At 73.6% G+C, this 13,433-nt stretch carries 11 protein-coding genes; 6 read left to right on the top strand and 5 right to left on the bottom strand.

The features are described from left to right. Positions 1-34 precede the first annotated feature (34 nt). Positions 35-592, bottom strand: coding sequence for a DUF3558 family protein (locus BMY97_RS11820; RefSeq protein WP_091616762.1), 558 nt, complete (start codon positions 590-592; stop codon positions 35-37). Further along, a complete protein-coding gene (locus BMY97_RS11815) occupies positions 585-947 on the bottom strand; it encodes a hypothetical protein (RefSeq protein WP_091616760.1) in 363 nt (120 codons plus the stop codon). Before BMY97_RS11815 ends, BMY97_RS11820 begins: the two co-directional genes overlap by 8 nt. Before the next feature lie 272 nt (positions 948-1,219). Between BMY97_RS11815 and BMY97_RS11810 the strand changes: the two genes are divergently transcribed. The 3 genes from BMY97_RS11810 (at position 1,220) to BMY97_RS11795 (ending at position 6,494) form a co-directional block, all read left to right on the top strand. Then, the gene (locus tag BMY97_RS11810) at positions 1,220-2,299 is read left to right on the top strand and encodes an AAA family ATPase (protein ID WP_177231291.1); all 1,080 of its coding nucleotides are present in this window, start codon (positions 1,220-1,222) and stop codon (positions 2,297-2,299) included. A gap of 27 nt (positions 2,300-2,326) precedes the next feature. Beyond that, a complete protein-coding gene (locus BMY97_RS11805) occupies positions 2,327-3,592 on the top strand; it encodes a DUF58 domain-containing protein (protein WP_091616758.1) in 1,266 nt (421 codons plus the stop codon). A 328-nt stretch (positions 3,593-3,920) separates the two neighbouring features. Then, positions 3,921-6,494, top strand: a complete 2,574-nt coding sequence (locus BMY97_RS11795; protein ID WP_091616754.1) for a transglutaminase TgpA family protein — start codon at positions 3,921-3,923, stop codon at positions 6,492-6,494. A 212-nt stretch (positions 6,495-6,706) separates the two neighbouring features. On the opposite strand, the gene BMY97_RS11790 is transcribed toward BMY97_RS11795, so the two are convergent. The 3 genes from BMY97_RS11790 to BMY97_RS11780 form a co-directional block, all read right to left on the bottom strand. Then, positions 6,707-7,117 carry a DUF3040 domain-containing protein gene (locus BMY97_RS11790; RefSeq protein WP_091616752.1) on the bottom strand — a complete coding sequence of 137 codons (411 nt, stop codon included), beginning with the start codon at positions 7,115-7,117 and terminating at the stop codon, positions 6,707-6,709. Between the two features lie 1,497 nt (positions 7,118-8,614). Further along, positions 8,615-9,832, bottom strand: coding sequence for a DNA polymerase IV (locus tag BMY97_RS11785; RefSeq protein ID WP_091616750.1), 1,218 nt, complete (start codon positions 9,830-9,832; stop codon positions 8,615-8,617). 63 nt (positions 9,833-9,895) lie between these two features. Then, complete coding sequence (locus BMY97_RS11780; protein ID WP_091616748.1) at positions 9,896-10,627, bottom strand: class I SAM-dependent methyltransferase; 732 nt, start codon at positions 10,625-10,627, stop codon at positions 9,896-9,898. 116 nt (positions 10,628-10,743) lie between these two features. Between BMY97_RS11780 and BMY97_RS11775 the strand changes: the two genes are divergently transcribed. The 3 genes from BMY97_RS11775 to BMY97_RS11765 all read left to right on the top strand — a co-directional run bounded on the left by BMY97_RS11775 (position 10,744) and on the right by BMY97_RS11765 (position 13,404). Continuing rightward, on the top strand, positions 10,744-11,601 hold the full coding sequence (locus BMY97_RS11775; RefSeq protein ID WP_091616746.1) for a ParA family protein: 858 nt from the start codon (positions 10,744-10,746) through the stop codon (positions 11,599-11,601). Positions 11,602-11,604: 3 nt separating this feature from the next. Next, complete coding sequence (locus BMY97_RS11770; protein ID WP_091616744.1) at positions 11,605-12,408, top strand: DNA-formamidopyrimidine glycosylase family protein; 804 nt, start codon at positions 11,605-11,607, stop codon at positions 12,406-12,408. Between the two features lie 435 nt (positions 12,409-12,843). Next, a complete protein-coding gene (locus BMY97_RS11765; RefSeq protein ID WP_091616742.1) occupies positions 12,844-13,404 on the top strand; it encodes a GNAT family N-acetyltransferase in 561 nt (186 codons plus the stop codon). The last annotated feature ends 29 nt before the right edge of the window (positions 13,405-13,433 follow it).

The raw sequence follows: 13,433 nt of genomic DNA, 5'->3' as shown, positions 1-13,433 counted from the left end.
GTGGGGTCGGTGGGGTCGGTGGGGTCGGTGGGGGTCAGGGCAGCTTGGGCTCCACCAGCCCGGCCACGGTGGTGGCCCGGCGGCAGGCGAGGGTGCTGTCGGAGAAGGTCGCATTGCTGACGTCGACCTGCACGCTCGCGGAGCCGCCGACGCCGAGCAGCACCGCGCAGGTGCCGTCGGCGGCCTTGCGGTCCACCAGCTGCACCGCCTGGTGCGTGCCCACCTTCTTCTTGGTGCGAGTGCCCCGCGAGACGTCGAGGTTGGCCAGCCCGGCGTTCTCGTCGAGCGTGACGGTGACGCCGAAGGTGGCCGGCACGGTCCAGTCGCAGGCCCGGGCTTCGCCGACCGTCTTCGGCTTGCCCAGCTGCGTCAGCCCGGCCGTCGACCGGTCCGAGGGCGAAAGCAGCGCGCACGGGTCGAGCTGGGCCAGCGACGTCGGGGCGGCCGGCGCAGTGGTCTGGGGCGCGGCGCCTTCGGGCGAGGGCTGCGCGTGGGCGGCCATCGCGTTCTGGCTCGCGGGCATCCGGGCACCGCAGGCGGCGAGCACGAGCAGCGCGGGGACCAGCAGGAGGAACGTCTTGCGCTCAGCCACCGGAGCAGTCCACCCCGCCGGCCGCGTCGTCGTCCTGGTCCTGGTACTTGGTGAGCGCGCCGGCGATCCGCCGTTTGAGGCCTTCGAGCTCCTTGCCGAACGACGTGAGCTGCTCGACCGCCGAGCCCTCGCCGCCGCTCATGCCGTACTTCGCCATGAAGTCGCCGACCTCGCCCGCATAGCCGCTGCCGAGCGGCACCGAACGGCCGAGCACCTTGGCCTCGCGCACCATCTCGCCGACGACGTCCTGCAGCGCGCCGAGCTTCGCGTACGTGTCGGTGGCCAGTTCCGGCGCCACGGCGAAGCCGCCGCGGGCAGAGCCGGTCAGGCCCGGCACGTCGGGCAGTGCGCTCATGAGCGGTTACGCCTCTCCGTAGTCGAGCGACCTCGGTTTCGGAGCATACGTGAGAGCAGTGTGTCAGCGGGAGCACCCGAAAACGCGCTCCTGCTCACCCGAACGGCGCAACCAAGGCCGTGGCAGAGCGTCATCAGGAGGTGTTCGCGGGGTTGCGCCGCCGAGTTCGCCCAGGTTTGACACACTGAGGAGAAGGCTGATCGCTGCGTGGACAGCGAGCGACCCGGCGGAGCCGGTGAAACCCGCACAGCCATGCGCCACCAGGAGGACGAGTGACGTCGAGAATCCAGTCCGCTTCCCCCGCCGGAACACCGGGCGAGGCGACCGGGCAGCCCGCCTATCCGGCGGCGGACGACCCGATCGGGCGACAGAACGGCTACGCACCGAGAGCCTCCCTCGACGAGCTGCACGACACGGCCCGCCGGATCGCGGCGAACGTCGAGCGGGTGCTGGTCGGCAAGCCCGAGGTCATCCGGATCGCGCTGGTGACGCTGCTGGCCGAGGGCCACCTGCTCGTCGAAGACGTGCCGGGCGTCGGCAAGACCTCGCTGGCGAAGGCGCTCGCCCGGTCGATCGACTGCACCGTGAGCCGCGTCCAGTTCACCCCGGACCTGCTGCCCAGCGACGTCACCGGCGTCTCCATCTACAACCGCCAGACCGGTGAGTTCGAGTTCCGCCCCGGCCCGGTGTTCGCGAACATCGTGGTGGGCGACGAGATCAACCGGGCCTCGCCGAAGACGCAGTCGGCGCTGCTCGAGTGCATGGAGGAGCACCAGGTCACGGTCGACACGAGCACGTACACGCTCGGCGAGCCGTTCATGGTGATCGCCACGCAGAACCCGATCGAGATGGAGGGCACGTACGCGCTGCCCGAGGCCCAGCGCGACCGGTTCACCGCGCGGGTGTCCATCGGCTACCCCGACCAGCAGGCCGAGCTGGCCATGGTCGACGAGCACTCCGGGCACAACCCGATGGCCGACCTGGGCCCGGTGTCCGACGGCGAGACGGTCAAGCGGCTGATCGAGACGGTCCGCACGATCCACATGGCCCCGGAGGTCCGCCGCTACGCCGTGGACCTGGCCGCCGCGACCCGGCAGGTGCCGGAGATCCGGCTCGGCGCCTCGCCCCGCGCGACGCTGCACCTCGTGCGGGCCGCTCGGGCGCAGGCCGCGCTGTCCGGGCGGGAGTACGTGGTCCCGGACGACCTGCACACGGTCGCCGTGCCCGTGCTGGCGCACCGCCTGGTGCTCACCACCGAGGCGCACGCGGCCCGCCGGTCGGCCACCGACGTGGTGCGCGCCGTGCTCCACCGTGTCCCCGTCCCGCAGGGCTCGGCCGGGACCCGGCAGTAGCCCGAACCCAGAAGCAGAAAGAACCGCATGCTGCGTGCACTGTCCGGCCTCACCACCCGCGGCCGTTGTCTCCTGGCCGCGGGCATCGCCGCGGCGGTGTGCTCGCTGGTGCTCAACGAGCGCGACCTGCTGCGCGTCGCCATCTTCGTGGTGGCGCTGCCGCTGCTGGTCGCCGCGTTCATCTCCGCCACCCGGCTGCGCCTCGGCGCGGCGCGGGCGCTGCGGCCGGAGCGCGTCGCCGTCGGCGCGAGCAGCGAGGTCCACCTCGAGCTGTGGCGCAGCGGACGGCTGCCGGGCGGCGAGGTGCTGCTCGAGGACGGCGTGCCGTACGCGCTGGGCTCGCGGCCGCGGTTCGTCGTCGAGCGGCTGCCGCACGACCGCCGGGTGCTGCTGCGTTACCCGCTGCAGCCGGTGATGCGCGGGATCCAGCAGGTGGGCCCGTTGCGCGCGACCATCACGGACCCGTTCGGGCTGTGCGAGTTCGAGCGTGAGCTGATCGGCCACTCGCGGCTGGTCGTGGTCCCGCGGGTGGTGGCCCTGTGGGGGCTGCCCGGCGGGTCCGGCGCCGGCGCGGGCGACGACGGCACCGTCCGCCTGCACGCCGGCCAGGGCGAGCCGGACGTGATCGTGCGGCACTACCGCACCGGCGACGACATGCGGAAGGTGCACTGGCGCTCCACCGCGCGCCGCGACGAGATCATGGTGCGCGTCGAAGAGCGCCCGTGGCGCGGCGGCACCACCGTGCTGCTCGACCACCGCGCGGCCGCCCACCACGGCACCGGCCCGGCGGCGAGCCTGGAGTGGGCCGTCTCGTTCGCCGCTTCGGTTTCACTGCACCTGCGCCGGTCGGGCCACCGCGTCCGGCTGGTCAACGAGCACGGCCTGACCCTGGCCGACGCCCCCGGAGACGGCGGCGAGGGCTACGACAACGTCGTGCTCGACGCGCTGGCCGCGCTGCAGCCCGCGCACCAGCGCGACATCACCCTCGGCCACGACCCGGCGGAGGGCCAGGAGCTGATCGCCGTGCTGGGCACGGTCAGCGCGGAGTCCGTGCACGAGCTGTCCCGCTACCGCCGCCGCGGCGTCCGCAGCCTCGCGGTCCTGCTGGACACCCCCGCCTGGGCCGGCACCCCCGACCAGCGCGCGGCGGCCACCGAGGACTCGGCCGAACTGCTCCGCGCCGCCGGCTGGGGCGTGGTCATCGCCTCGCCGCAGTCGTCCATGCCCCAAGTCTGGTCCGACCTCTGCCGCACGGGCTCCAACCGCGGCGCCCTGATCGGCGGTGCCCGATGACCACCGCTCCGCTCGCCTCCGCGAACCCCGCCGAACGCTCCAGTGGATGCGTCGACCGCGACCAACGCCATATCGGGGCACTTCGGGCGCGGCACGGACAGCTCCAGCGTGCTGATCGGCGGTGCGCGATGAACCCGGGCACTCCCCTCACCACCGCGAACCCCGCCGAGTCCGAGCGCAGCCACCCGCGCGAGCCACAGCCGCGGCATCCTGATCGGCGGTGCCCGATGAACCCGGCCACCCCCCTCACCACCGCGAACCCCGCCGAGCCCGGGCACGGCCATCGCGCGAGCAGCCACAGCCGCGGCATGCTGATCGGCGGTGCCCGATGACCGCCACCGCGCCGCCGCGGCCGCCGATTCCGCACACTCCCACGCCGCAGCCCCCGGCACCGGCGGCGCCGTGGTCGAGCAGCGTGCTGCCGCCGGCCGCGGCGGGTGGCGCGACGCTTTGCGCGGCCACCTCCCTGACCGGCGTGGTGAACGGCTGGGCGTGGTTCGGGTACCTGCTGGTCGCCGTCATCCTGGTCGCGTCGACCGGGCTGGCGCTGCGCTCGCTGCGGGCCCCGACCATCGTCGTCGGGCTCGGGCAGCTGCTGGTGCTGCTGTTCCTGATCACCGGCGCGTTCACCACGCAGGGCGTCCTCAAGATCTTCCCCGGCCCGACCGCGTTCGGGGAATTGCAGGCGACGCTCGCGGCGTCCGCGGAGCAGATCCGCACCGGGCTGCCGCCGGTGGAGGGCACGCAGCCGATCCTGTGCCTGGTGACCATCGCGATCGGCCTGGTCGCGGTGCTCGTCGACACGCTCGCGGTGGCCGCCGCGGCGCCGGCCGCCACCGGGCTGGTGCTGCTGTGCGTCTACGCGGTGCCCGCGGCGCTGTCCGACAGCCTGCTGCCGTGGTGGACGTTCCTGCTCGGCGCGGCCGCGTTCCCCTGCCTGCTCGCCATCGACGGCAGCCACCGGCACCGGCGCTGGCGCAACCGCGACGCCCCGGGCTCCGGCGGCCCCGCCCGCGCACTGCAGGCCCCCGTGGCCGTGGTCGGCGCCGCGATCGTGCTCGGCCTGCTCGGCGGCGGGATCACCGTGGTCGGCACGGTCGGCAAGATCCCGTTCGGCGCCAGCGGCGGAACGGGCGGGAACGGCGCGGGCGGCTTCGGCGTCGCCCCGTTCACGCAGCTGCGCGGCCTGCTCGACCAGGGCGCGAACACCGAGCTGTTCCAGGTCCGCGGCCTCGGCTCGGACCGGCGGCTGCTGCGCGCGTTCACCCTCGACACCTACACCCCGAACAAGGGCTGGGGCCTGCGCGGCGGCGGCCAGGCCCAGACCGGCGTCCTCGCCGGCGCCACCCTGCCCGCCGCGCCGGGCGACGACGGCACCGGCGTCTCCCGGCAGATCCAGATCGAGCCCACCCGCTGGGTCGACAACTGGCTGCCGGTCTACGGCGCCCCGCGCGCGCTGCGCGGCGTCTCGCCGCAGTGGTTGTACGACCGGGTCAGCGGCGCCGTCTTCACCACGAAGAGCGAGCCGGCGCCGCCGTACACCGAAACCGCTTCGCTGAAGGAGCCGACCGCCGCCGAACTGCGCGTCACCGACCCGAAGTCCGACGAGGTGCCGGCGGCGTACACGACCATCGACCGCGTCGACCCGCGGGTGATCGCGAAGACCGACCAGATCGTGGCGGGCCAGACCAACAACTTCGACAAGGCCAACGCGCTGTGGCAGTTCTTCAGCGCCCAGAACGGTTTCGTCTACGACACGAAGACCGCCGACGCCACCGACGCCGACGCGCTGGCCGACTTCATCCTCAACGGCAAGCGCGGCTACTGCGAGCAGTACGCGTCCGCGATGGCGGTGATGCTGCGCGTGGCGCACATCCCCGCGCGCGTCGCGATCGGCTTCACGCCGGGCGTCCAGAAGGGCGACTACCAGTCGATCAGCTCGCAGGACGCGCACGCGTGGGTCGAGGCGTACTTCGGCGACAAGGGCTGGGTCAGCTTCGACCCGACGCCGCTCGCCGACGGCCGCGGCATCGTCCCGCCGTACCTGCAGCAGAACGACTCCAGCTCCCAGCAGCCGAACGCCACCGACGACCTGCCGACCGCGTCGAAGTCCAGCGCGCCGACCGCGAACAACCCGCTGGACAAGGGCCAGAGCCAGGCCGCCCCCGGGCCGGCGCCGGATCAGGGGTCGAGCAACGGCTGGCTGATCGCGCTCGCCCTCGTGCTGGCGGTGCTCGGCGGGCTGGCGGTGCTGGCGGCGTACCTGCTGCGCTCCTCGCGCCGTCGGAGCGGCCCCGGTGGCCAGTCGCCCGGCTCCGGCGTCCCGCCACCGGACGCGACGCCGGACGGCACCCTGCTGGTCCGCACCCCCACCGCGGTCCCGGCCGACGACCGCGTCCACCTGGCCGCGCTGTGGCTGCCGCTGGCCGCGGGCGTGCTGTTCGTGGCGGCGGCGGGTTTCCTGGCGGCGCTGGTGGCGTGGTGGTTCGCGCTGATCGTGGTGGTCCTGCTCGCGGGCATCGGCGGTCCGGCCGCCGTACGGGACTTCTTCCGCCGCCGCCGTCTCCAGGCCATCGCGGCCCACGCCCCCGGCGCGGCCGACGCGGCGTGGCGGGAGCTCAGAGCCGAGTGCGCCGACCGGGGCCTGCCGATCCCGGACAGCGACACCGTCCGCGTGGCCGGCCAGAAGATCGCCGCGAGCCACCACCTGGACGACCCCGCCCGCGAGAGCCTGCGCGCGGTGATCGGCGCCGTCGAGAAGACCTGGTACAGCGACGTGCCCGCCCCGGACCCGCACCTGGCCCCGGCCTTCGACGAACTGCGCCGCGGCCTCGGCCGCACCGCCCCGCTGCCCTGGCGCGGACGGCTGTTCCCGAAGTCGGTGCTGCGCCGCCGTTCCTGAGGCCGCTGGGGCTCCGATTCCGGTCTTGCCGCAGCGTTTGCGATCAGCCGAGGGCGTGCGGTTCGCGCCTGACTCCAGCGCCGTGCGCCCCCGCTCCTGACCGTGGGGGCCGGCCCGATCACCGTGCGGCGGTGCCGGTCTTTGCGCGCACACGAGAAATCCGCGCTCCGCCCCGGGGAGGGCGAAGCGCGGATCTCGAAGGTGGCGGTGTGTTATTGCTCTTCGAAGCGCTGGCGGAAGCGTTCCTCCATGCGCTGGGTGAACGAGCTGCGACGGCTCGACTGCTTGCCGCCGCCTCCCCCGCTGCTGTGGGGGCCGCCGTTGTCCTTGCCACTGTCACCCTGGCGTATGGACGTGACGGCCATCATCACCCCGAAGAACATCACGAGGAACCCCAGCACGCTGATCAACGGGATGTCGGCGACCCGCAGCACGGGCACCACCACCCCCAGCACCAGCAGTGCGACGCCCAGCACGAACAGGACGATCCCCTGGATGCGCCGTCGACGAGCGGGGCGGCGCATCCGGGTGCCACGCACCGTCGATGCGAACTTGGGGTCCTCGGCATAGAGCTCGCGCTCGATCTGATCGAGCAGCCGCTGCTCATGCTCGGAGAGTGGCATCTTTCCTCCTCCGGCACAGCTGTCGCGGGCGCCGGGCCGCGCAACGTCCTGGACCCAACAGCCAACCCCAGGCGGGGTGGCACTGTCCAGGATACGAGCCCCGCGCGCGTCCGACTACCCGATCCCGTATCCAGAAGGGATCGAATTGGGGGAAATCTCGACTGACGTGGGTTGACAGACCGTCACCGCGACCGATCTCACGCCCTTCACCAGGTCGAGAACCCCCCGAACACCCTGCGCCGACCTCCGCCGCGCACCCTCCCCCGCCCCGCCGACCACTCCCCGCGACCACACGACGGCCCCGCCACCCATCACCCGCACGGGGCGGCCAGCCACCCTGCCGGGGCGCCGCGGGATCCACTCGCGCCCCTGCGGCTCTTGCGGCCCCGCCTGCTTGCGGCCCGACTGCTTTACAGCCCGGCTGCCCCAGGTCCCTGCGGCCCGACAGCTCGGCTGCCCCACGACTCGCGACCCCACAACTCGACGCCAGGCAGCGCCACAACTCGGCGTCAGGCAGCGCGGCAGCTCGCAGTCCGGCAGCCCCACAACTCGCGGCCCACATCTCGTGGCCCCACACCTCGGCGCCCGGCAGCCCGGCGGCTCGCGGTCCGGTAGCGCGCGGCCCGCAGCCCGGCCCGGCAGCCCGGCAGCCTGGCAGCGCGGGGGCTCGCAGCCCGGCAGCAGAGCGGCTCGCGGGCCCACAGCCCCGCGCCCCGCAGCCCACCGCCGGGCGGTCCGGCGGCTCGCAACCAGCTGCCCACAGCCCCCGAGGCTCGTGGCTCATGGCTCGCGGCCCCAAAGTCCGGCGGCTTGGCGGTCAGACAGCCGCACGGCCCAGCGGCTCGTAGTCCTGCGGCCCCACCGCCCTGCGGCCCGGTGGCCCCGCGCCCCGCGCCCCGCAGCCCACCGCCGGGCGGTCCGGCGGCTCGCAACCAGCTGCCCACAGCCCCCGAGGCTCGTGGCTCGTGGCTCGCGGCCCCAAAGTCCGGCGGCTTGGCGGTCAGACAGCCGCACGGCCCAGCGGCTCGTAGTCCTGCGGCCCCACCGCCCTGCGGCCCGGTGGCCCAGCGGCTCGCGGGCCTACAGCCCGACTCCCGGCGGCCCCACAGCCCTGCTGGCGTGCGGCTCGCAGCCCCAACGCTCGGCAGCCCAGCGGCCCCGCAACTCGCAGCCCGGCGGCTCGCGGGCCCACAGCCCGGCAGTCCGGCCCGCCCAGCAGCCCGGTGGCCCAGCGGCTCGCGGGCATACGGCCTGGGCGGCCTGGCGACTCTTAGCCCGGCAGACCAGCAGCTCGCGTGCCTGCGGCCTGGTGGCTCGCAGTCCGGCGGCCCAGCGGCTCGCGGGCCCACAGCTCGGCGGCGTAGCAGCCCGACGGCCCGGCAGCTCGCGGGCCCACAGCCCCGCGCCCCGAAGCCCCACGGCCCGGCGGTTCGTAACTCTGCGGCCCCACCACACGGCAGCCCGGCCCGCGCACCGGAGGCCGCCGCACCGTGAGCGTCACTGCTCCCGTGGCGAAAGTAGCGACGCCGGGCGGACTGCGGATGCGCCGAACTTGGAGCGGGCGACGTCGGCGGCTACTTCGGCGTCGCGCCAGCGGGGTTCGGCTGAGGCGAGGAGGAGTTGTTCGCCGGCTTCGGCGGTGTCCAGGCCTTCGACGCGGACGCCGATCAGGCGGATGGCGCCGGTCGGGGCGTGTTCGGCGAGCAGGTCGACGGCGGTGCGGTGGATGTCGCGGGCGACGTCGGTGGCGGTGAACAGGGTGCGGGAACGGGTGATTGTGCGGAAGTCCGCGAAGCGCACCTTGATCGAGACCGTCCGGCCGCGCAGGCCGCGGGCCCGCAGCGTGGCGCCGACCCGTTCGGCGAGCCGGAGCAGCTCCAGCCCCAGCTCGGCGCGGCTGTGCAGGTCGACCTCGAAGGTCCGCTCCGCGCCGATCGACTTCTCCGCCGACTCCGGCACCACCGCGCGGTCGTCGTGGCCGCTCGCCAGCGCCCACAGGTGGTCGCCGACCGCGCGGCCCAGCGACCGCCGCAGCCGGGCCGGCGGGGCCGCCGCGACGTCCGCGATCGTGTGCAGCCCCTGCTGGCGCAGGTGCTCCTCGGTCCGCTGCCCGACCCCCCACAGCGCCGAGACGGGCAACGGGTGCAGGAACGCGAGCGTCTCCGCCGCCGGCACGACCACCATCCCGTCCGGCTTCGCCATGCCCGAGGCGAGCTTGGCGACGTACTTGACCTTCGCGACGCCCACCGAGCAGGTGATCCCGTGCTCGGCCACCACCCGCTCGCGGATCCGCGCGCCCAGCTGCGCCGGAGTGGCACCCAGCCGCCGCAGCGCGCCGCCGACGTCCAGGAACGCCTCGTCCAGGCTCAGCGGCTCCACCAACGGCGTCAGGTCGCGGAAGATGTCCATCACCCCACGCGAAACCTCGCCGTACAGCCCCGAAGTCGGCTGGATGCAGACCAGCTGGGGGCACAGCCGCTTGGCCGTGGAGAACGGCATCGCGGACCGCACGCCGAACTCGCGCGCCGGGTAGTTCGCCGCGGCCACCACCGACCGCGGCCCGCCGCCGGACACGACCACGGGCTTGTCCACCAGCTCCGGCCGCGTGCGCAGCTCACAGGAGACGAAAAACGCGTCCATGTCGACGTGCAGGATCGCGCAGCCGGTGTCGTCCGGCAGCGCCGCGGCACCGGTGGTGACGCGGTAGCGGGCCATCCCGCTGGGCAGTTCGGTGTTTCTCCCCACGTCCGCGGACGCTACCCGGGACCACCGACAGTTTCAGGCGCGCCGGGCCATCGCGTGCAGCCGGCCCGCGACGTCGCGCAGCGCGGGCACCGCCGCCGCGGCCAGCTCGAACTCCGCCAGCTCGTCGTCGCGCACCTCGCCCGCGACCACGTCGGAGATCACCCGGTCGCCCCGCAGCAGGGTCACTTCCAGCCCGGCGGCGACCAGCAGGCCGGTCAGCCCGGCGCTGTCGAACCGGCGCAGCATGGTGTCGCGCTCGCCGGGGATGACCCCGTCTTCGCTGTCGAGCAGCCGCTGGGCCTCGGCGATCCGGCCGGCCAGCGCGCGGTGCAGCACGGCCGCGTTGCGGTTGGCCACCAGGACCGAAACCGCCCCGCCGGGCGCGACGGCGGCCGCCAGCGCGGCGAGCACCACGGCCGGGTCGTCGACCACTTCGAGCAGGCCGTGGGCCAGCACCAGGTCGGCCGAGCCGGCCGGCACGTGGGCCGCGAGCGCGTCGGAGTCGTCCGCGATCACCGTGATCCGGTGCGAGACGCCCTCTTCCTCCGCGCGCCGCCGCAGCGTCGCCAGCGCGTTCGGGTTGGGCTCGACCACCGTCACGAGGCAGCCGGCCGACGCGAAGGGCACCGCCCAGCCGCCGCTGCCGCCGCCGACGTCGACGACGGAGGGCTGCTCCACGCCCCGGGCGCGGGCCGCGCGCAGCTCCGTCTCGAGTGCCCGGCGAACGGCGCCGGAACCCCGGGCGGCCACGGTGTCCGTCTTCATAGTCGGACAGGGTAGTGCCCGCCCGCCGGTCACTCGCCGTGACCCATACCGCCCGGTAGCGGCGTTCGACACCTTCCTGGGGACCGATCCGCCGAACGGGCCGTAGGCTGTGCCGAGTGCACACGGTCGCCGTACTCAGCCTCAAGGGTGGCGTCGGCAAAACGACGGTCGCGCTCGGTATCGCGTCGGCCGCTCTGCGTAGGGGAACCCGGACCCTCGTCGCCGACCTCGACCCGCAGGGCAACGCCACCACCTCGCTCGACCCGCCCTACACCGAGGCGACGCTCGCCGACGTCCTCGAGACCCCGGCCCGCGCCGTGCTGGAGCGCGCCATCGCGCCGAGCGTGTGGTCCGAGGAGGTCGACGTCCTGGTCGGCGCGGAGGAGCTGGAGCTGCTCAACGAGCCCGGCCCCGACGGCCGCCGGCTGGAGAACCTGTCCCGCGCACTGGACGAGCTGCACCAGCGGCCGCTGCGCGAGGACCCGTACGAGCTGGTGATCATCGACTGCCCGCCGTCGCTGGGCCGGCTGACCAAGTCGGCGCTGGTCGCGGCCGACAGCGCACTGATCGTCACCGAGCCCACGATGTACGCCGTGGCGGGCGCCCAGCGCGCGCTGGAGGCGATCGAGCGGATCCGCGAGGAGCACAACCCGGACCTGCGCCCGATCGGGGTGCTGGTGAACAAGCTGCGCGTGCGCTCCTACGAGCACCAGTTCCGGGTCGCGGAGCTGCGCGAGAACTTCGGCTCGCTGGTGATGCCCACGGCGATCCCGGACCGGCTGGCGGTGCAGCAGGCGCAGGGCGCGTGCAGCCCGATCCACGAGTGGCACTCGCCCGGCGCGCAGGAGATCGCGCTGACGTTCAACATGGTGCTGGCCAAGATCCTGCGCTCCAGCCGCGCCGGGCGGCACCGCGTACGCGGCGAAGAGGACCCCACCGACACGCCGGCGGAAGTCTCCGGCAACGCGGGCTGAGCCGTGCCCGAGGGTGACACCGTCTTCCTCGCCGGGAAGCTGCTGGACAAAGCACTGGCGGGGAAAACGCTGTTGCGCGGTGAGTTCCGTCATCCCGCACTGGCCACTGTGGACCTGTCCGGCCGCGACGTGCTGGGGGTCGGCACCGTCGGCAAGCACCTGTTCACGCGCTTCTCCGGCGACCTGACCCTCCACAGTCACCTCCGCATGGACGGCAGCTGGGAGATCTACCGCGCCGGCGCGAAGTGGCGGACGCCAGCACATCACGCGCGGGTGATCCTGGCGACGTCCGACGTGCAGGCCGTCGGTTTCCGCTTGCACGACCTGGAACTCGTGCCGTCCGCGGAAGCCCCGGGCCTCGTGGCCCACCTCGGCCCCGACCTGCTTGATCCACAGTGGACGGACGAGCACGCGGCCCGGGCCACGGCGGCGCTGGCCGCGGAGCCGGGCCGCGAACTCGGTGAGGCTTTACTGGACCAGCGGATCATGGCCGGCGTCGGCAACCTGTACAAGGTGGAGATCTGCTTCCTGCTCGGCGTCTCCCCGTGGACGCCGGTGTCCGAAGTGGACGCGGCGAAAGCCGTGGCGCTGGCCCGCAAGCTGCTGCTCGCCAACGCGTGGCGCCACGAGCAGGTGACCACCGGCGACCCCACCCGGGGCCGGCGCACCTGGGTGTACGAGCGGACCCGGCCGGGCTGCTTCCGGTGCGGAGGGCGCGTGCGGGTGGCGGGACAAGGCGACGGCGTCCGGCGGCGGCCGACCTGGTTCTGCCCCCGCTGCCAGCCCGGACCGCAGCCGGCGGACTGACGCGCGGTGTTCGCGTAATTGATGTTGCCGCGCACCGAGGTTCGCGGTTAGCGTGGTCTTACACGAGAGAGGAGGTGGTCCTAAGTTGTATTCACACAGGACTCGTGAGGTGACTGTCCGCTAGCGGATAGCACGCGTAGGGACTTTGAGCAGCGATACAACACGAGCCACCTTCGGCTCATCGCCTGCTTCGCGTGTGTGCCTGATAGCGAAATACCAGGCAGCCACCGGGCTCCCGGGGCTCTTGAGCACCGGTCCGGCTCGGGCTCGGACGTTTGACGGCGTCCGGGAGCCGCCCCGGGAGCACCCCTTCATATACGAAGTACCGCCGCCGGACGATCGCCGCCGACCGTCCGGCGCTCGTTTGCCCGGCTTCGGCGATCGCCGTCGGCGAACGGATACACCGAACGGCCGAAAGTGGCTAGCCTGAACGGCATGCTCAGGCCCGACTACCCGATCACCACGAGCCGGGTGATCCTGCGCCCGTTCACGCCGGACGACCTCGACGCACTGAACTCGTTCCAGTCCCGCGCCGACGTGGCCCGCTATCTCTACTGGGGCCCGCGCAGCCGCGCCGAGTCGGCCGCCGCCCTCGCGAAACGGGTGCACAGCTCGACCCTCAGCCAGGACGGCCAGATCCTCGCCGTCGCGGTCGAGCTCGCCGCCACCGGCCAGCTGATCGGCGACCTGAACCTCGAGTACCTGAGCTCCGAGCACCGTCAGGGCGAGATCGGCTTCGTCTTCCACCCCGACCACCACGGCAAGGGCCTCGCGCTGGAGGCGGCCACCGAGCTGCTGCGGCTGGGCTTCGAAGAGCTGGGGCTGCACCGGATCGTCGGCCGGTGCGACGGGCGCAACACCGCGTCGCGGGCCCTCATGGAGCGCCTGGGGATGCGCAAGGAGGCCCATCTCCGGGAGAACGAGATCGTCAAGGGCGTGTGGACCGACGAACTGGTCTACGCCATGCTCGAAGACGAGTGGAAGGCCACACGCTGACCGGGTTCCGGACGCCGGGCGCCGGCCGA

Origin of the sequence: Amycolatopsis saalfeldensis (assembly GCF_900110575.1) — a bacterium.
Taxonomy (GTDB): domain Bacteria; phylum Actinomycetota; class Actinomycetes; order Mycobacteriales; family Pseudonocardiaceae; genus Amycolatopsis; species Amycolatopsis saalfeldensis.
The sequence above is the reverse complement of the archived record's forward strand: the minus strand, read 5'-3'. Positions and strand labels throughout refer to the sequence as shown.

Coding starts and splice junctions, on each gene's coding strand:
- BMY97_RS11805 (WP_091616758.1), top strand. CDS start 2,327: ATGCTGCGTGCACTGTCCGGCCTCACCACCCGCGGCCGTTGTCTCCTG.
- BMY97_RS11765 (WP_091616742.1), top strand. CDS start 12,844: ATGCTCAGGCCCGACTACCCGATCACCACGAGCCGGGTGATCCTGCGC.
- BMY97_RS11790 (WP_091616752.1), bottom strand. CDS start 7,117: ATGCCACTCTCCGAGCATGAGCAGCGGCTGCTCGATCAGATCGAGCGC.
- BMY97_RS11780 (WP_091616748.1), bottom strand. CDS start 10,627: ATGAAGACGGACACCGTGGCCGCCCGGGGTTCCGGCGCCGTTCGCCGG.
- BMY97_RS11795 (WP_091616754.1), top strand. CDS start 3,921: ATGACCGCCACCGCGCCGCCGCGGCCGCCGATTCCGCACACTCCCACG.
- BMY97_RS11785 (WP_091616750.1), bottom strand. CDS start 9,832: ATGGCCCGCTACCGCGTCACCACCGGTGCCGCGGCGCTGCCGGACGAC.
- BMY97_RS11815 (WP_091616760.1), bottom strand. CDS start 947: ATGAGCGCACTGCCCGACGTGCCGGGCCTGACCGGCTCTGCCCGCGGC.